15 protein-coding genes are annotated in these 18,111 nt (G+C 46.9%); 13 read left to right on the top strand and 2 right to left on the bottom strand.

Features of this window, described 5'->3' with window-relative positions; all coding sequences use genetic code 11:
- Positions 1-63 precede the first annotated feature (63 nt).
- The 9 genes from secD (at position 64) to HQN90_RS25275 (ending at position 11,468) form a co-directional block, all read left to right on the top strand.
- Positions 64-1,299, top strand: a complete 1,236-nt coding sequence (gene secD, locus HQN90_RS25315; RefSeq protein WP_338042381.1) for a protein translocase subunit SecD — start codon at positions 64-66, stop codon at positions 1,297-1,299.
- Entirely contained in the window at positions 1,289-2,215 is a 927-nt protein-coding gene (secF, locus tag HQN90_RS25310; protein ID WP_173223890.1) for a protein translocase subunit SecF, read from the top strand. The genes secD and secF overlap by 11 nt, the downstream gene beginning before the upstream one ends.
- 65 nt (positions 2,216-2,280) lie before the next feature.
- Entirely contained in the window at positions 2,281-3,234 is a 954-nt protein-coding gene (locus tag HQN90_RS25305) for a cation diffusion facilitator family transporter (RefSeq protein ID WP_173223888.1), read from the top strand.
- Between the two features lie 23 nt (positions 3,235-3,257).
- Complete coding sequence (gene recJ, locus HQN90_RS25300) at positions 3,258-5,705, top strand: single-stranded-DNA-specific exonuclease RecJ (protein ID WP_173223887.1); 2,448 nt, start codon at positions 3,258-3,260, stop codon at positions 5,703-5,705.
- Complete coding sequence (locus tag HQN90_RS25295; RefSeq protein WP_173223886.1) at positions 5,702-6,214, top strand: adenine phosphoribosyltransferase; 513 nt, start codon at positions 5,702-5,704, stop codon at positions 6,212-6,214. The genes recJ and HQN90_RS25295 overlap by 4 nt, the downstream gene beginning before the upstream one ends.
- A gap of 185 nt (positions 6,215-6,399) precedes the next feature.
- Positions 6,400-8,583: a RelA/SpoT family protein gene (locus tag HQN90_RS25290; protein WP_079419010.1), complete on the top strand. Its 2,184-nt coding sequence runs from the start codon at positions 6,400-6,402 to the stop codon at positions 8,581-8,583.
- A gap of 35 nt (positions 8,584-8,618) precedes the next feature.
- Positions 8,619-9,059: a D-aminoacyl-tRNA deacylase gene (gene dtd, locus HQN90_RS25285; protein ID WP_173223884.1), complete on the top strand. Its 441-nt coding sequence runs from the start codon at positions 8,619-8,621 to the stop codon at positions 9,057-9,059.
- An 86-nt stretch (positions 9,060-9,145) separates the two neighbouring features.
- On the top strand, positions 9,146-9,319 hold the full coding sequence (locus HQN90_RS25280; RefSeq protein ID WP_173223882.1) for a hypothetical protein: 174 nt from the start codon (positions 9,146-9,148) through the stop codon (positions 9,317-9,319).
- Positions 9,320-9,521: 202 nt separating this feature from the next.
- A complete protein-coding gene (locus HQN90_RS25275) occupies positions 9,522-11,468 on the top strand; it encodes an FAD-dependent oxidoreductase (RefSeq protein ID WP_173223880.1) in 1,947 nt (648 codons plus the stop codon).
- A gap of 92 nt (positions 11,469-11,560) precedes the next feature.
- Here HQN90_RS25275 and HQN90_RS25270 read toward each other — a convergent pair whose 3' ends face one another.
- Complete coding sequence (locus HQN90_RS25270; protein ID WP_173223878.1) at positions 11,561-11,839, bottom strand: hypothetical protein; 279 nt, start codon at positions 11,837-11,839, stop codon at positions 11,561-11,563.
- 535 nt (positions 11,840-12,374) lie between these two features.
- A complete protein-coding gene (locus HQN90_RS25265; protein ID WP_173223876.1) occupies positions 12,375-12,767 on the bottom strand; it encodes a DoxX family protein in 393 nt (130 codons plus the stop codon).
- A gap of 159 nt (positions 12,768-12,926) precedes the next feature.
- On the opposite strand from HQN90_RS25265, the gene HQN90_RS25260 reads away from it, so the two are divergent.
- The 4 genes from HQN90_RS25260 (at position 12,927) to HQN90_RS25245 (ending at position 17,589) form a co-directional block, all read left to right on the top strand.
- The gene (locus HQN90_RS25260) at positions 12,927-13,232 is read left to right on the top strand and encodes a winged helix-turn-helix transcriptional regulator (RefSeq protein WP_079419001.1); all 306 of its coding nucleotides are present in this window, start codon (positions 12,927-12,929) and stop codon (positions 13,230-13,232) included.
- A 440-nt stretch (positions 13,233-13,672) separates the two neighbouring features.
- Positions 13,673-14,938 (top strand): histidine--tRNA ligase, encoded by a 1,266-nt coding sequence (gene hisS / locus HQN90_RS25255; RefSeq protein ID WP_079418999.1) that lies wholly within the window; start codon positions 13,673-13,675, stop codon positions 14,936-14,938.
- Between the two features lie 81 nt (positions 14,939-15,019).
- Entirely contained in the window at positions 15,020-16,798 is a 1,779-nt protein-coding gene (gene aspS / locus HQN90_RS25250) for an aspartate--tRNA ligase (RefSeq protein WP_173224056.1), read from the top strand.
- A 23-nt stretch (positions 16,799-16,821) separates the two neighbouring features.
- Entirely contained in the window at positions 16,822-17,589 is a 768-nt protein-coding gene (locus tag HQN90_RS25245; RefSeq protein WP_079418995.1) for a tRNA threonylcarbamoyladenosine dehydratase, read from the top strand.
- Positions 17,590-18,111 lie beyond the last annotated feature (522 nt).

Here is an 18,111-nt window from a genome sequence, read left to right as displayed (position 1 = left end):
TTGACTCGATTTTCAGACCTGAGTATAATAGGCATATTGAGTATCGAAGGGAGCAAGCAAGAGATGCTGGATTGGAAAAGAATTTCGTTCTTTTTTCTTACGGTCATAATTGTACTCGGAGCAATCGGGGTAACAAGTCCGTCATTGGTAGAACGAATCAAGCTTGGATTAGATTTAAAGGGCGGGTTTGAAATCTTGTATACCGCCGAGCCATTGTCAGCTGGTCAACCATTGACAAAGGAAACGCTTACGCAAGCAGCAGAAAGCCTTGCTAAACGGGCTGACACTCTTGGTGTAGCGGAGCCTGAGGTTTACCCGGAAGGATCAGACCGGATCCGTGTACGTCTGGCCGGTGTGGAGAACGAGGAAGAAGTTAGAACTCTGATGTCCAAGCCTTCTGTGCTGACGTTCAGAGGACCGGATGGAACGATTTATATGAACGGGACGGATTTCGTCGAGAACGCAGCCAAATTAAGCTACGATCCGAATACGAAACAACCGATTGTAGAAATCAAAATGAAAAGCAGAGAGAAATTCAAGGAAGTAACAACAAAGCTGGTTGGCAGCACGTTGTCCATTTTCTTGGATGATCAAGTGCAATCTACGGCATCTGTTAATTTTCCAATTGACAGTGATTCCGCCATCATTACACAAACCAATGTAGCGGAAGCAACGAAAGTAGCAAAGATGATTAACCTCGGCGCAATGCCGCTGAAGTTAACTGAGAAATACATTCAGCGTGTGGATGCAACATTAGGGAAAGCTTCACTGCACGAAACAGCTAGAGCAGGGTTGATTGCTTCGATTCTGATCTTCGTTTTCATGGTGCTGTATTATCGTGTTCCTGGACTTGTGGCTGCATTTACGCTTATTACTTACGTGTGGGTTTTACTTGCGATATTCGACTTTATGAATGCAACATTGACCTTGCCGGGTATTGCGGCACTCGTCTTAGGAGCAGGGATGGCGGTTGACGCCAATATTATTACATACGAAAGAATCCGTGAGGAAATTCGCGCGGGCAAGAGCATTCTTTCATCTTTAAAAGCCGGAACTAAGCATTCCTTCCGTACGATTATGGATGCTAACGTAACAAACTTAATTGCCGGAATTGTTCTGTATTATGTAGGGAACGGGGCAATTCGTGGATTCGCAGTTATTACGATGATGAGTATTATTATCAGTATCTTAACGAACGTCTTGTTCTCCAGATGGCTGCTGCATCTTATCATACGAGGCAACTTGCTGAAAAAGCCAAGTTATTTTGGTGTGAAGGAGGCAGACATTCGTGGGCTCTAAACAAAGGTATGATTTTGTCAAAAATCGCAATAAATTTTTCATCATTTCCGTGGCGCTTCTTGTCATCGGTCTGGCGGTAATGCTTTTCTCCGGCATGAACTTCGGTGTCGATTTCAAAGCAGGAACGAATATTGACCTCGTGGTAGGAAAGCAATTGGACAAAGCCAAGGTTGAGGAGATTCTGCACACACTCACAACCAGCGGTGACCTCAAATCAAACTTTGCGGATCCAACGATTGGCGGCAATAACAGTGACCGTGTTTCGATTCGATTCGATGATGTATTGAATGACGATACCGTAAACAAGATCCAAAAGGCATTTGCAACAGCCTATAGCGCGGAAGTATCCAAGGAAATCAATACGGTAGATCCTCAACTAGCGAAGGAATTGCTGCTTAAAGCGGTTTATGCGGTTGCGATTTCCAGTGTATTAATTTGTTTGTATGTGAGTATCCGCTTTGAATGGCGTTTTGCCATTGCGGCGATTATTGCCATTCTTCATGATGCTTTTATGGTTATCGCCATGTTTGCGATTTTCAGATTGGAAGTGAACTTGCCGTTTCTGGCGGCAGTCTTGACCACGATCGGTTATTCCATTAATGATAAAATCGTTATCTTTGACCGTATTCGTGAAAATTTAAGATTTGCTAAGTTGAAAACAGATGAAGATCTGATCGCGTTGGTCAACGATAGTATCTGGCAAACGATGGCGCGGAATATTAATACGGTACTCGTTGTATTAATAGCTGCGGGATCCTTGTATATTTTCGGCAGCGAATCCATCAAGCTTTTCGCACTTGCGAAATTAATCGGTTTAACGAGCGGAGCTTACTCCTCGATCTTCATTGCTTGTGCACTTTGGTACCTGCTCAAAAGAAAATCTTTGCGTAGTTCTAAAAAGAAAGCTGCAGCGTAATAACCATAATAACCGGCCGCGTGAATGTTGCGCGGCCTTTGTATCCGTTCAGGGGGAGTGCCAACGTGAATGACGAGCGTTTTCGAAAGACAAAACTCGCTGTAGGGCTCGGTCTTGCAGGCAATATTGCTCTTGCGTGTCTCAAAGGTATCGTAGGCTTTACGGCGCAAAGCTCAGCTTTGCTCGCTGACGCGGCACGTTCGACATCGGATGCAGTCAGATCCATTGCTATCTTCATGAACATTCAAACACAAGCGATGCTGCCCGAAGAAGCTTACTCTAAGCGTGAAGGCAAGAAAATGCCTGTCTCTACGATCCTGCTATCACTGATTATGCTGCTGCTTGGGGTAGAGATGGGGATTTCAGCGATCAAGTCCTTGTGGGCTGGCGTTGATCATGCACCAAGGCTCTACGCGTTTGCGGCAATCGCCGTATCTCTAGCGGTGAAAGAAGCCATCTATCAATATACATACAAGTTGGGGAAGCATTTCCATGATCAGGAGATTATTACCAATGCAAGAGGACATCGTTTCGATATATACTCTTCTATTGTAGCTCTTATTGGTATGGCAGCTGCGCAAATGGGCCACTTTAGGGGTCTCTCGTTTCTTTATTACATGGATCCATTAGCGGCCTTAGTGGTATCTGTCTTAGTGCTGCGAAGCGGGATTAAGTTCATTAAAGATACGTTACATATCAACAAAGAGCATATCCTGCAGCATGAAGATGCTGCGGACCTTATTGCTGCGGTGCAAGTCATGAAGGGTGTTATTACCGTTGATGATTTAAAGGCTCGAGAGCAAGGTCACTACGTCGTAGTTGACATCAAAATCAGTGTGAACCCAAGGGCATCCGTATGGGAAGGACATGAGCTGTCCAAAAAGGTCAAGCAACAGCTGATGAAACGGTTTCATCATGTTTCGGATGTTTATGTTCATGTGGCTCCCTACGATGCCGGTTTTCCATACAAACATGACGTGGATACAGAACAACAGGACTTTCCTTCTGTGATCCATTAAGAAATACGAAGGAGGACCACCAAGTGCTAGCACCCAAAGCAAGATGGACAATTGGTAATGCGGATGAAGGGCTCGTCCAAACATTGGAGAGTGAGCTGCAGGTTGACCCGCTTGTCGCCAGATTGCTTGTACTTCGAGATATCCGCACAGTAGCGGATGCCGAACAGTTTATGCATGGTGGAGTCGACTACTTTCTTGATCCGTATTTGTTGGACGATATGCTTCCAGCGGTGGAACGTATTCGGACAGCGATTAAGAACAATGAATTAATTCGGGTATATGGCGATTATGATGCCGATGGCGTCAGCAGCACATCCTTGATGGCTCACTTGCTGCAAGGCATGGGAGCGCGTTTTGACACGTATATCCCACATCGTATTCGTGAAGGCTATGGGCTGAACCGCGCTGCGATGGATCAAGCGAAGGACCAAGGCGTAGATCTATTGATCACGGTGGATACTGGGATTAGCGCTGTTCAAGAAATCGCGTATTGCCAGGAACTAGGATTAGATGTTATTGTAACGGATCACCATGAGCCGCCTGAGGTCCTGCCTCAAGCCTTAGCTGTGATTAACCCGAAGAAGCCTGGATGCCCCTATCCGTATAAGCACCTCGCAGGTGTGGGAGTGGCCTTCAAGCTGGCCCACGCTCTTCTGGGGCGACTGCCAGAAGAGCTGCTGGAATTTGCCGCACTAGGTACCGTGGCTGACTTAATGCCTCTTACCGGGGAGAATCGCCTCATTGTGAAGATGGGGCTGCAGCGCATGCAAGATTCTGCGTATGCCGGTTTTCGCGCTTTAATTGGTGTATCCGGCATTGATAATAAAGAAGTGACAGCTTCCCATATCGGTTTCTCGCTAGCGCCGAGAATTAATGCCAGCGGCCGCTTGGAAGCAGCGGATATTGCCGTTAAGCTGCTGACAACAACGGATGAGCAAGAGGCAGAGCATATTGCATATGAACTGGATATGTTGAATAAGGAACGTCAACTTATCGTAGAAGATATGGTGAAAGAAGCCTTCGTGTTAGCCGAGGAACAACAAGCTAAGGGCTTGGACAAAGTTATTGTTGTTGCCAAGGAGCAGTGGAACGTTGGCGTCGTGGGGATTGTGGCATCCAAGATCGTAGAGAAATTTTATCGGCCGACACTGGTCTTGAGCATTGATCCTCAGACAGGGATCGCCAAAGGATCTGCTCGTTCGATTGCCGGATTTGACCTGCACAAAGCGTTGACAGCCTGCGAAGAATGGCTGGACCATTACGGGGGGCATCAGGCTGCGGCAGGCATGAGCCTGAACAAGAGGCATCTGGATGCCTTCACGCAGAAGCTGAATCATCTTGCGGCCGAAGTATTGACAGAACAGGACTACATACCGCTGCTGAAGGTGGATGCCGTGTGCAGCTTGCCTGATGTTCCCATCGCCAGCATTGAACAACTGGAGAAGCTCGCTCCGTTTGGCATGGGAAATCCAGCCCCTAAATTCATGTTTACCGATTTGCAGCTTGGCGAAATACGGACCATGGGCAAAGAGAAGCAGCATCTTAAATTAGCTCTTTCGCAGGCGAAAGAAGAAGTAAGCTGCTCGGTTGAGGCTGTTGGTTTTGGCAAAGGCAGTCTTGCTTCTCTGATTGCACCAGCCGCTAAAGTGGATGTGCTCGGAGAGCTTTCCATCAACGAATGGAACGGTGTCCGAAAGCCGCAAATTGTTATGCAGGATCTACGGATTACGCATATGCAGCTCTTCGATTGGCGAGGAGCTGGCCAGCTGAGCGCGAAGCTAAGCGCGCTTGAGAGTAATTTAGCTTCTGTGAATGGCAGGAATACGTTCACACCTGCAATTGTGCTCTTTGATGAAGCGGATGCAGCTGGTTTCACGTCAACGGCGTTTCAGCTGGGAGATGCCGTTCCCTACTGGATTGTTCAAGACACAGAGCAGCTGCGGCCAGGCAATGATGCGGCCAAGCGGCTTAGCTTTGATCATATGCAGGATATTATTCTGTATACGATTCCTCGCCGTGTAGCCAGCTTACAGAGCGTGCTGCATCAAGCTAGGGGCATGATGCGCTGCTACCCTGTTTTTACCGAACTAGGTCCTGATAGCGGCAGCACGCTGCCGTCTCGCGACATGTTTAAAATGCTGTACGGCACTTTGCAGAAAGAAGGCTCGCTTAACGTTCAAGACGTTCGATTGATGTCTTCATTCAGCAAGCGATCCGGCCTTTCGCCAGCCATGATTCAATTTATTTTATCCGTATTTGAAGAGTTGGACTTTGTTGAACGACAAGGTACATTCGTTAAGCTTCAGGCTTCGCCAGCCAAGAAAGATCTTACGGCATCCCGCTTGTATCAACATAGATTGCACCGTCAGGAAGTTGAATCCATTATTATGTATTCGTCGGCCAAAGAACTGGAGCAGTGGATGGCTGAACAAATAAAAAAAGAAAACCACTTATTGGAGGAAATCATATGAATTTCAAAGAGTACATTCGCGTTATCCCGGACTATCCACAACCAGGCATTCGTTTTAAGGACATCACGACTTTGCTGCAAAATGGGCCTGTTTACAAAGAAGCCATTGATCAGTTGAAGGCTTTAATCCAAGAAAAAGAAATTGATGTGATCGCAGGTCCGGAAGCACGCGGCTTTGTGATTGGCGCTCCGCTTGCTTATGCGCTTGGCGTAGGCTTTATCCCAATTCGCAAAAGCGGTAAACTGCCTGGGGAAACGATTGAGGCTGATTACGCGCTTGAATATGGCAAAGATAAATTAGCTATGCACACCGATGCGATTAAACCAGGGCAAAAGGTGCTGATTGCTGATGATCTGCTTGCCACTGGCGGTACGATTCAAACGTCTATTGATTTGATTAAGCAGCTTGGCGGGGACATTGTCGGCGCTGCCTTCTTGATTGAGCTGTCTTATTTGGACGGCAGAAGCAAGTTTGACGGTATTGATGTTGTTTCCTTAGTTCAATATTAATGACACAGAAGCACCTCAGGATAGCACTACCTATCCTGAGGTGTTTTCCTAACATTTCGGTCATACTTTTAAACGATCGCGAAAAAATGATGGTTTTTGTCGAAAGTGATACAGTGAATAGTTGACGTGGAGCCTGCCTTGCAGGCATAATGAATAAAAATCGATTAAAGGGAATGGGTAGATGCATGGGTATAGAGCAGCTTCTTGAGAAGGCCGCCACCTATCTGAAAGAGAATGATTTGCAGAGGATTCGGGAGGCCTATGAATTCGCGGATGAAGCCCATCATGGCCAAGTACGCAAATCGGGGGAGCCCTATATTCTGCATCCACTCGCTGTTGCAGATATATTGGTGAATATGCAGATGGATGTTACATCTATCATTGCGGCGCTTCTGCACGATGTCGTTGAAGATACAACAGTTTCACTGGAAACTGTTTTAGATAAATTCGGGAAAACCTGTGCTATGTTGGTGGATGGCTTAACGAAGCTGGAACGCATTAAGTTCAAGTCCAAAGAAGAGCAGCAGAATGAGAATTACCGCAAAATGTTCGTGGCCATGGCGCAGGACATTCGTGTCATTCTAATTAAGCTGGCGGATCGTCTGCACAATATGCGCACGCTCAAGTATCAGTCTGAGGAGAGTCAGCGGCGTATTGCGGAAGAAACGCTGGAGATTTTCTGTCCAATCGCCCACCGACTCGGTATTTCTACCATCAAGTGGGAAATGGAGGACATTGCCCTCCGTTATTTGAATCCGCAGCAATATTACCGGATCGTTAATCTGATGCAGAAGAAGCGAACCGAACGTGAACAGTATATTGAGGATGTTATTCACAGCATCAAAGAGAAATTAGATGAGATGGGGATTCAGGGAGATATTTCCGGAAGACCTAAGCATTTGTACAGTATTTACAAAAAAATGAGTTCCCGCGGCAAGCAGTTTAATGAGATTTATGATCTCATGGCGCTTCGCGTCATTGTTGACGGCATTAAAGATTGCTATGCCTCTTTGGGGATTATTCATACCTTGTGGAAGCCGATGCCAGGGCGCTTCAAGGACTATATCGCAATGCCTAAACCGAATATGTATCAATCCTTGCATACGACGGTGATTGGGCCCAAAGGAGAGCCGCTGGAGGTCCAGATTCGGACGTGGGAGATGCACAGAACGTCAGAGTTCGGTATCGCAGCTCACTGGGCCTACAAAGAGGGCGGATCGGTCGTGCCTTCAGGCACATTTGGAGATAAAATGGGCTGGTTCCGTGAAATTTTGGAGCTGCAGCATGAAACGAATGATGCCTCTGAGTTTATGGAATCCATGAAGATGGATTTCTTCTCCGATCTTGTTTTCGTATTCACTCCGAAGGGGGAAGTCATTGAACTTCCTGCCGGGTCCGTGCCTTTGGACTTTGCTTATCGCATTCATACCGAGGTTGGCAATCGTACAATCGGAGCCAAAGTCAATTCGCGCATCGTTCCTCTGGACCACAAGCTCAAAACGGGAGATATTATTGAAATCTTGACCTCCAAGCACTCTTACGGACCAAGTCAGGATTGGGTGAAAATTGCGCAATCCTCCCATGCGCGAAGCAAAATTAAGCAGTGGTTTAAGAAAGAGAAACGCGAAGAAAATGTAGAAAAAGGGAAAGATATGATTGAGCGTGAGCTCAAGCGTCTGGCCATTGATCCTCCGACACTGATGAGTGACGATAAGATGCTCGAAGCCGCGAGGAAATTTAATTTTAACGATATAGAAGATATGCTGTCTGCTGTTGGCTTTGGCGGGATTACGGCGGCTCAGATTTGTACGAAGTTAACGGAGAAGCTGCGCAAGGAAGCCGAAGAAGCGCAAGTGCTTCAGCTTACCAGCGAGGTTAAGGAAGTCAAATCCAAAGAGAATGAGCGCAAGGGACGTCCTACGAATGGCGTGCGCGTCAAAGGTGTAGACAATCTGCTTGTCCGATTTGCCCGCTGCTGCAATCCGGTGCCAGGCGACTTGATCATCGGATACATCACAAGAGGCCGCGGTGTGTCGGTTCACCGTTCCGATTGCACGAACATTCCTTCCAGCAGTGGGGAAGAGGAGCGCGTGATTGAAGTGGATTGGGCTGAAGCCGTTGAATCCAATTTCAATGTGGAAATCGAAATCACAGGGCATGATCGCCGCGCTTTCCTGAATGAAGTGCTGCAAGCTGTTTCCGAAAGCAAAACGATGATTTCCGCCGTTTCCGGGCGTTCGGACAAGAATAAGATGGCGACGGTTCATATGACCATTTTGATCAAAAATATCGATCATTTGCAGTCTGTCGTTGAGAAAATCAAACGTGTCAAAGATGTTTATTCCGTGCAGCGGATCATGCAAAGTTAGCGATAATTAGCGAGTTTAAGGGGTTTTGGAAGGCAATGAGAGTGGTAGTTCAACGTTGCAAACGTGCTGAAGTTACAGTTAACCATACATCCATCGGTCGTATTGAGCATGGCTTGATGCTGCTCGTTGGCATTACGCATGAAGATACCGAGCAGGATGCCAAGTATTTGGCTGATAAAATTGCCGGGCTGCGTATTTTCGAAGATGAATCGGGGAAAATGAACCTTTCTGTCTTAGAGACAGGTGGGCAAATCTTGTCCGTATCGCAATTTACCTTATACGCGGACTGCCGCAAGGGGAAGCGGCCGAACTTCATGTCAGCAGCCAGACCTGAGCAAGCGCAGCCGCTTTATGACCAATTCAATGAGCTGCTCAGAGCTCAGGGATTGCATGTCGAGACCGGAGCCTTTGGTGAAATGATGGACGTTTCTTTTACGAATTGGGGACCTGTGACGCTGGTTATAGACAGTAAATAGACCTTGCGCCTCAAGTTGCAATAGGATAATAAGCAGACTGGATGGGCATACTGAAGCTGTATAACCTTGCAGTTAGGAGCATCCAGATGCGACAATCCATTAAACACAAAGCCATGACGGCACCCGAGCAGCAACTGCTTCATACGACGCTGGCTGAACGAATGAGCCAAGCTCCGGCACTTGCTGATGTGGAAATCAGCGCTGAATTTACATCTGAGCAAGAAAAGCTGAAGAGCATCCCCAAAAAAGCATATCGGTAACCATAAGGCTTCGCATGCGGATCATAACGTATGGCGGAGCTTTATTTGTGCGGGCGCAGAATTTCTCTACACCTGCAAATTGTGGTAAACTAACAAGTGATGTTTAGGCAACAAATAATTTCACTGCGCAAGGGAGCTTATTGGACATAACGTTGGATAAGCAGCATCAGAAGCAGGAGATAAGGCGGGTGCTTTTGTTTTAATGGCAAATTCGAATCGTAATACGTCCACATCCAAGGGTTGGATTTGGTTGATGGCAACCTTGATTGTACTTGCGGTGTTAGCGGCTGCGGGGTCCTTGTATTATCAATACAAACACAAAGCAGAAACCCAGCATAATGTAGCGAAGCAAGGGCTTGAAGAAGTGAAGTCTGTGAAGAAGGCGAAAGATGCGTACGATGTGATTGTCGTGGGGACCGATCCAGAAGGTGTTGCGGCGGCAGTTTCAGCAGCGCGTAATGGTTTGTCAACCTTGCTGGTAGATGGGCGGAATCGCGAAATATTGGGCGGGCTTATGACCTTGGGATGGATTAATTCCCTGGATATGAACTATTCCCCAAATAAAACCCTACTAGGCAAAGACGATGTATTTAACAAAGGTATTTTCTCTGAATGGTATGCCAAACTCGAAGGGGATTCCTTTGATGTGAACACGGCGGCTAACGCTTTCTATAACTTAGTAAAAAATGAAAAAAACATTGATCTTTTGCTAAAAACGAAAAAGGTTGAACCCCTTCTTACGGACAGCAAAAGTGCCGTGCAAGGAGCTACAATTACGCTCGATAACGGCACGACACAAGTTGTCAAAGCCTCCTCAGTGATCGATGCGACGCAAGATGGCGATTTCGCAGCCGCGTCAGGTGTCCCTTTTACAATGGGGCGTGAGGATATCGGGGATCCAAAGTCGAAAATGGCGGTTACCCTAGCGTTTCGTCTCAAAAATGTAACTCCGGAAGTTTGGAGCCTGATGGCCAAAAGATTAAATGGCGATGACAATCCTGACACTGGTGTTAATGAAGTAAGCGTTTTTGGATATGGTGAAATGAGCAGCTATCCGCCGCTTAACAAAGAGAGAGCCAAGATGCGCGGTCTTAATATGGGCAGACAGAATGATAACACGGTACTTATTAATTCCTTGCAAATTTTTGGCGTAGATACCTTCGATCCCAAATCGGTACAAGAGGCCTTTGACATTGGGAAAAAGGAATTGCCTAATGTCGTAGCTTATATGCAGAAGACGTTCCCAGAGTTCGCAAGCTTGGAGCTTGATGCTTCCGCTCCTGAGCTCTACGTGAGGGAAACCCGTCATATGCAGGGCGAATATCGCTTGAATATCGTCGATGTGTGTACGAACAATGATCAATGGGATCGCATTGGCTTCGGTTCCTATGCTGTTGATATTCAACGGACCTCTCCGACGGATAACGGCAACGTTGTGTGTAAGCCGAAGCAATATGCGATTCCTTTCCGCAGCATCGTGCCGCTAAAAGTAGACGGCTTGCTTGTTGTAGGACGAGCTGCCAGCTACGATACATTGCCGCATGGCAGCGCGAGAGTCATGCCAACCGGTATGGCTGAAGGTGAAGCAGCCGGAGCTGCAGCAATGTTTGCGAAGCAAGAGAAGCTCTCGTTCCGTCAATTAGCAGCATCCAAGGATTTAATTGGCAAGCTGCAGGCACAGTTGACCAAACAGGGAATGGAATTGCCGGCAAGCACGCTCAAGCCGCAGCCATTCATGGAGCATAAAGCTTATGAGGGCTTGAAATCCGCGCTGATGCTTGGTCTAGCGTCAGGCGCATATAACAACAATTTCCAATTAGATGCTGCAGCGAACCCGAAACGCATGGTGAATCTTGTCAGCGGAGCGAAGAAGATGAAGCCGGAAGCTTATAAGGGAGATGCGGCGAAGGCGATAGATAAGCTGGACAACGCAGATAAACTGCCGCTAACTTTGGAGCAAGCCAGCTATACAGTAACCCAAGCGTTAGGAATAGCAGCTTCGCTGAATGAAGCGCAGGCTAAGTTAATCGAGGGTAATTTGTTAACCGACGCAACATTGAAGCTTATCGCGGACAAGCAAAAATTAACCAATGGCGATACGTTCTTAATGATTAAAGATTTGAAGATGGGGCTTACAGGCAAACCATAGTTCGATAAATAAGAGCCTTACTGCCGGTTGATCTGGCGGTAAGGCTCTAACTTTGTATCAGGATGAGGTTTGTGTGATTGCGCTTACATATGTCAGTCAGCTTCTGAAGTATCCTCTTCCGCCTCGGCAGATACTTCCTCATCCGCTGCTTCCTCTTCGCTATCCGCCTCGGCATCCTCCTCAGCTTCAACTTCCTCCTCATCCGCCGCGTCTTCTTCTGCTTCTACAGCCTCATCCGATTGTTCAATGGCCTCTTCTTCGGCTGCTTCTTCGGCTACTTCGTCTTCAACTTCTGCTTCGGTTTCGGATTCTTCAGAGAAGAGCACCACTAGGTCTTGCCGTTCCTCTTGAAACTCGTTTTGTTTTGTCATTGTTACAGCCTCCTGAAGATAAATTCAAGGCCATTTGCCTTGTTGTACATGTATATGTGAATATTCCTCTGAATATACGAGGGGGAGGGGATGAAAATTGTATGAAAATGCTGCAAAATCACTGTCATGCAATTGTAATATTATTTTCATCTTTCTTTAATGAACAAGGGATATACTTATAGACGACCCCCTTTAAAAATATAAATTTGAGGCCTGCAGCCGATGTGCTGCAGGCTATTTTCTTTTAGACAGAAGAACGGCCATTCTTCATGGATAACCTACTTCTCGTTTGATGCCAATAAACCATTTTTCGGTGGAGAAGGCCGTCTCAACTCGCGAAGAGGGGACCTATCCGAGCAAAAGTAAGCCGAGACAACCAAAAAGGCAGTCTCGGGAGGGAAAAAGCAGCTAACTCGCTCTGAGCCAGCCAAAAAGGCAGGCTCAACTCGCAAAGAGGGGCTATAATTTGCTGATACAGAAAACAAGCAAAAAGAACCGTCGGGAAATTTCCCGACGGTTCTTTTTAGTCACACTTTTACATCAAAGCATCGATAGAATACTCGCCCGCGCCAATCAAAGCAACACCTACTGCGATGGCTATCAGAATCAGGTTGTACTCAATGCCATTGGAAGTAACCCAAAACCCGTTTTTGCCGTGAACTTTGATGATGGCGATCAACATCGTCAGTACGATCAGGATAGCTCCAAGCGTCGTCCAAAGCCCAGCAGCAAAAAGCAACCCGCCGCCAATTTCAGCCAACCCTGCAAGAACGGCCATAAGGACGCCAGGCTTGATTCCGATTGATTCGAAGAAGCCGCCAGTCCCTTTTGGACCATAACCTCCAAACCAACCAAATAATTTCTGTGTACCATGTGCAGCGAATGTTAACCCTATAACTAAGCGAATAATAAGAAGACCTAATGCCATTACTAACAACTCCTCTTTAAATATATTTTGTTTAACAACTTACTTTATGTTAGTATATTATTACGAAGCACTTACTTTTGTCAAGCGACTATGATAAAATTGTTAAGCATAAGCTTACGATGCAAGTTTTCTTGCGAAAACTCTGAGGAGATGATTTATATGGAAGACTATCAACTGTGCCCCAAATTCGAGAATGCATTTGAACTTCTGGGTAAGCGGTGGACAGGATTGATCGTTCATGTCTTGCTTTCCGGACCAAAGCGCTTTAAAGATATATCAGTACTCATTCCAAGTATGAGTGATCGCATGCTTTCGGAGAGGTTCAAGGAGCTTGAGGCCGCAGAGATCATTATCCGTCATGTATACCCGGAAACACCGGTTCGGATTGAATACGAGCTGACACCGCGAGGCAAAGGGCTCAAGCCTGTTATGGACGAGTTGCAGAAGTGGGCCGACTCACATTAACTAATATAGTGATCCCGCTAGGAGTTTAGACTTGTATCCCTTGACTTTATTTCTGGCAATGATTACAATAAACAATAATGTAATTCGATACTTGAGTGATCCATTGAAGGGACAAAGTAAGTCGCACCCACATAAGCAGAGAAGGAAGCCTAGGCTGCAAGCTTCCTATGATGAGCGAACGAAAAGACCTCCCCGAGGACCAATTGGGAACCGCCAGACGATCTAGGTCGAGCAGCGTAGTAGCAGTTGTGCGTATAGCGGGCGTTAACCGTAAAGAGCAGAGATCTGCTTCGTTTGCTATGGCAGCGAGTGCAGCGTCCTGAATGTGGGTGGTACCACGGGTGAATTTGTTAATCAAATCTCTCGTCCCTGACGTAAGTCGGGGGTGGGGGATTTTTTGCATTTTAGCCATGACGATCGATAAAGGGAGGTTGAACCACATGAGCATCCAAAAGCCGAAAGGCACCCAAGATCTTCTTCCCGGTGAGGTGGAGAAGTGGCAGTACTTAGAGAACAAGGCCCGGGATTTGTGCCAACGTTTTAACTACAAAGAAATCCGTTCCCCCATTTTCGAGGATACCGATTTGTATATTCGAGGTGTCGGAGAAACCACGGATATTGTCGGAAAAGAAATGTACACCTTCCTCGATAAAGGGAATCGCAGCATGACGCTTCGTCCCGAGGGGACCGCGGGAGTCGTTAGAGCTTATGTTGAGAATAAACTTTATGGGATTCCAGACCTTACGAAGCTGTATTATGTAGGTCCAATGTTCCGTTATGAGCAGCCGCAAGCGGGCAGGTACCGCCAGTTCCACCAGTTCGGAATTGAAGCCTTCGGCTCTGTTGATCCAAGCATTGATGCTGAAGTCATTGCGCTGGGTTATACCTTTTATAAAGAAATTGGCCTCAAAGAAGTAACCGTCGAAATTAACTCGGTCGGCACGCCTGCGGTGAGAACGACTTATCGTGAGAAGCTGCAACAATTTTTTGCTCCCGTGAAAGATCAGTTGTGCAAAGATTGTCAGTCTCGTTTTGATAAGAATCCAATGCGTATTTTGGATTGCAAAGTTGATCAAAAGCTGACGGAAGGCGCTCCGAGCATTTTGGATTTCTTGGATGAAGAATGCCTAACCCACTTCGAGCAAGTGAAAGAGCATTTGACAGCGATGGAGATTCCATATCGCATCAATCCTCGTCTGGTGCGCGGACTGGACTACTATACGCATACCGCTTTTGAGTACAAAGCAGCCGGAATTGGCGCGATTGATACGATTGGCGGAGGTGGGCGCTACAACGGCTTAGTAGAGCAAATCGGCGGTCATGGCAACGATCAGCCGGGTGTCGGCTTAGGGCTTGGGCTAGAGCGTATTCTGCTCGTGCTGCAAGCGCAAGGCGTGGAGATTCCGAAGCCGGAACCGCTGGACGTTTACTTGATTGGGTTAGGCGCGGCAGCCGAGAAAGAAGTTACGAAGCTGCTTCACCAGCTGAGGGTTCAAGGACTCAAAGCGGAGAAGGACTATCAAGGACGCAAGATGAAGGCACAGATGAAATCGGCAGACCGTTTCCAAGCGACCTATGTCGCAATTCTTGGTGATGATGAGCTGGAACGCGGCGAAATTACACTGAAGAAAATGGATACCGGCAGCCAGCTGACAGTTAGTTTAGTGGATCTTGCCTCCAACGCTGCAAAGACACTATTCGAATAGAGCTTTTAAATGTTTATTACAAAAAGAGGAGACTTTGAGCTAATCTCAAAGTCCCCAACACTAGGAGGAAAAATTATCATGATGCTCAAAACACATCATTGCGGGCAGCTTACGAAAGATCAAGTAGGACAAACAGTAACATTAAACGGGTGGGTACAAAGAAGACGTGACTTAGGCGGCGTACTTTTTATCGACCTGCGTGATCGCAGTGGTCTTGTTCAAACCGTATTCAACCCTGATTTCTCCGGCGATGCGCTAGCTGTCGCTGACCGTGCGCGCAATGAGTACGTGCTTGCAATTAAAGGAAAAGTGGTTGAGCGCGATGCTGAGACCGTTAATAAAAACATTCCAACAGGTGAAATCGAAATTCAAGTTACTGAAATTGAAATCATGAACGCGGCCAAAACACCTCCATTCTTCATTGAAGATGGCGTTGAAGTGGACGAATCGGTTCGTTTGAAATATCGTTATCTGGACCTGCGCCGTCCAGAAATGCAAAAAACGTTGATGCTCCGTTCCAAAGCATCGAACATTTTCCGCAACTTCCTGGATTCCCAAGGATTCATCGATGTAGAAACGCCAATCCTGACGAAAAGCTCGCCGGAAGGCGCGCGTGATTACCTCGTGCCAAGCCGCGTGCATCCAGGAGAGTTCTATGCGCTGCCGCAATCGCCGCAAATCTACAAACAACTGCTAATGGTGAGCGGTATAGAGCGTTACTACCAGATCGCCCGCTGCTTCCGTGATGAAGATCTTCGTGCTGACCGTCAGCCTGAATTCACACAAGTCGACATCGAGACTTCCTTCCTTTCCCAGGACCAGCTTCTTGAGATTTTGGAAGAGCTAGTCGTGAAGTTAATGCAGGAAACAGCGCAAGTTGAAATCCCGCGTCCATTCCAACGTATTACGTATGCGGATGCCATGTCGAAATACGGTTCAGACAAACCGGATCTTCGTTTTGGACTTGAGCTAGAGGATGTTTCTGACATCGTTGAAACTTCCGGCGTTCAAGTATTTGCGAACGTTGTTAAAGGCGGCGGTCAAGTAAAAGCATTAAACGCCAAAGGCTGCGGTACTTGGAGCCGTAAGGAAATCGACGATCTGCTTCCATTCGCAGCGCGTTATGGCGCCAAAGGTCTTGCTTGGATTCAAGTGAAAGACGGCGAATTCAAAGGGCCAATCGTGAAATTCTTCAATGAAGCCGAAATCGCGGCATTGACAGAGCGCTTAGGTGCGGAAGAAGGGGATTTGCTGCTTTTCTCTGCTGACAAGAAGAAAGTGGTTGCTGATGTACTGGGCAATCTTCGTCTTAAAATTGGACGTCAACTCGGATTGATTGATGATTCCAAGTTCAAATATGCCTGGGTCGTAGACTTCCCGCTTTTGGGCTACGATGAAGAAGCGAAACGTTATGTAGCGGAACACCATCCGTTCACACGTCCGAATGAAGAGGATGTTCAGTTCTTCGATACGGATCCAGGACAAATTCGCGCGCAAGCTTATGACCTCGTGCTTAACGGCTACGAAGTTGGCGGCGGTTCGATGCGGATTTACCAACGTGATGTTCAAGAGAAAATGTTCAAAGCGCTAGGATTCTCACCAGAAGAAGCAACTGAGCAATTCGGCTACCTGCTGGAAGCATTTGAATACGGAACGCCTCCGCATGGCGGATTCGCTTTCGGTTTCGACCGTCTGGTCATGCTGATTACTGGCCGTACCAACCTGAGAGAGACCATTGCATTCCCGAAAACGGCGAACGCAACAGATTTGCTGATGAATGCACCGAGCGCGGTAGATGACAAACAGCTTGAGCAGCTGTCCGTTCGTGTAGCGATTAAGCAGCCTGCTGCCAAAGCCTAAGAACTTAAAGAGGAAGTGTTTCTATGCTTCACCAATTTTCTCGGACTGAACTTGCAATTGGACCTGAAGGTCTAGAAATCATGAAAAACAGCACAGTAGCGGTGCTGGGTATCGGCGGGGTAGGTTCCATTGCTGCTGAAGCTTTGGCGCGTACGGGAGTTGGACGTCTGATTCTAATCGATAAGGATGTTGTCGACATCACCAATATCAATCGTCAGATTCATGCGCTTACGACAACCGTCGGCCAGCCTAAAGCGGATCTGATGCGCGACCGTATCAAATTAATTAACCCGGAGTGCGATGTAATCGCGCTTCGGATGTTCTATACGGAAGAAACGTATGAGGAAGTGTTTGCTTACCCCATCGATTATGTGCTCGATGCCAGCGATACAATCTCCTACAAAATCCATCTGATTAAGCAATGCCTCGAGCGGAAGATTCCTATCGTGTCCAGCATGGGTGCGGCGAATAAAATGGATCCGTCACAGTTCAAAGTAGCCGATATTTCCAAAACAAGCATGGACCCGATCGCTCGGGTCGTACGCCAAAAGCTGCGCAAGGAAGGCATCAAAAAAGGTGTGAAGGTCGTCTTCTCGACCGAAGAGCCGATGAAGCCGCGCGAGGATGTTACGCAGCAGATCGTTCCGGCCAACGCGCCCGAAATCCGCAAGGCGAAGCAGCCACCAGCCAGCAACGCTTTTGTTCCACCAGTTGCCGGTTTGATTATGGTGAGTGTAGCGGTGAAAGAATTGCTGGAAATTGGTTTGAAGAAAAGCAAGGAAGAGCAGTAGAGAAAAGTAAAGAGCAGTAAAGAGCAGTAAAGAGCAGTAAAGAGCAGTAAAGAGCAGTAAAGATAATGGGCTGTCCTCTAAGTAGATAAACCTACTTGAGGGCAGCTTTTTTTATTTGGCGATTAACCTGCCTCTAAACGGAGTCGCTCATCATTGAGTGGCCTCGATAGAGGGTTCACATTGAATTATGGAAGTTTTTCTCGAAAAGAGACTGGGACAGGGGGAGTCTGGAACTAGGGCCAGCACCTTTTTATAAAACTGCAATTATGCATCCTTTTTAAGCTTGGAATAGGCTCAATTATGAAATTCCTGCAAATGTGCATGTTTTTGAAGCTTTTTCTGGATGAGAAGCTGGATTTACTGGAAATACCTGCACAATTGCAGGAATCTACACTTTTTAGCGATGAAGTAAAATAGTTTGTGTACCAACATTTGGAGTATAGGCAAATGACAAAAAAGTAGGGTATTCTCGGGATTACCACACCACCAAGAAGGAGCCCTACTCAATGACTACTATACCCC

The organism is Paenibacillus alba (assembly GCF_013204855.1).
Lineage (GTDB): Bacteria > Bacillota > Bacilli > Paenibacillales > NBRC-103111 > Paenibacillus_E > Paenibacillus_E alba.
This window is presented reverse-complemented; position numbering and strand designations above follow the sequence as displayed.

Coding starts and splice junctions, on each gene's coding strand:
- secD (WP_338042381.1), top strand. CDS start 64: ATGCTGGATTGGAAAAGAATTTCGTTCTTTTTTCTTACGGTCATAATT.
- HQN90_RS25295 (WP_173223886.1), top strand. CDS start 5,702: ATGAATTTCAAAGAGTACATTCGCGTTATCCCGGACTATCCACAACCA.
- HQN90_RS25290 (WP_079419010.1), top strand. CDS start 6,400: ATGGGTATAGAGCAGCTTCTTGAGAAGGCCGCCACCTATCTGAAAGAG.
- dtd (WP_173223884.1), top strand. CDS start 8,619: ATGAGAGTGGTAGTTCAACGTTGCAAACGTGCTGAAGTTACAGTTAAC.
- HQN90_RS25280 (WP_173223882.1), top strand. CDS start 9,146: ATGCGACAATCCATTAAACACAAAGCCATGACGGCACCCGAGCAGCAA.
- HQN90_RS25275 (WP_173223880.1), top strand. CDS start 9,522: ATGGCAAATTCGAATCGTAATACGTCCACATCCAAGGGTTGGATTTGG.
- HQN90_RS25270 (WP_173223878.1), bottom strand. CDS start 11,839: ATGACAAAACAAAACGAGTTTCAAGAGGAACGGCAAGACCTAGTGGTG.
- HQN90_RS25265 (WP_173223876.1), bottom strand. CDS start 12,767: ATGGCATTAGGTCTTCTTATTATTCGCTTAGTTATAGGGTTAACATTC.
- HQN90_RS25260 (WP_079419001.1), top strand. CDS start 12,927: ATGGAAGACTATCAACTGTGCCCCAAATTCGAGAATGCATTTGAACTT.
- hisS (WP_079418999.1), top strand. CDS start 13,673: ATGAGCATCCAAAAGCCGAAAGGCACCCAAGATCTTCTTCCCGGTGAG.
- aspS (WP_173224056.1), top strand. CDS start 15,020: ATGCTCAAAACACATCATTGCGGGCAGCTTACGAAAGATCAAGTAGGA.
- HQN90_RS25245 (WP_079418995.1), top strand. CDS start 16,822: ATGCTTCACCAATTTTCTCGGACTGAACTTGCAATTGGACCTGAAGGT.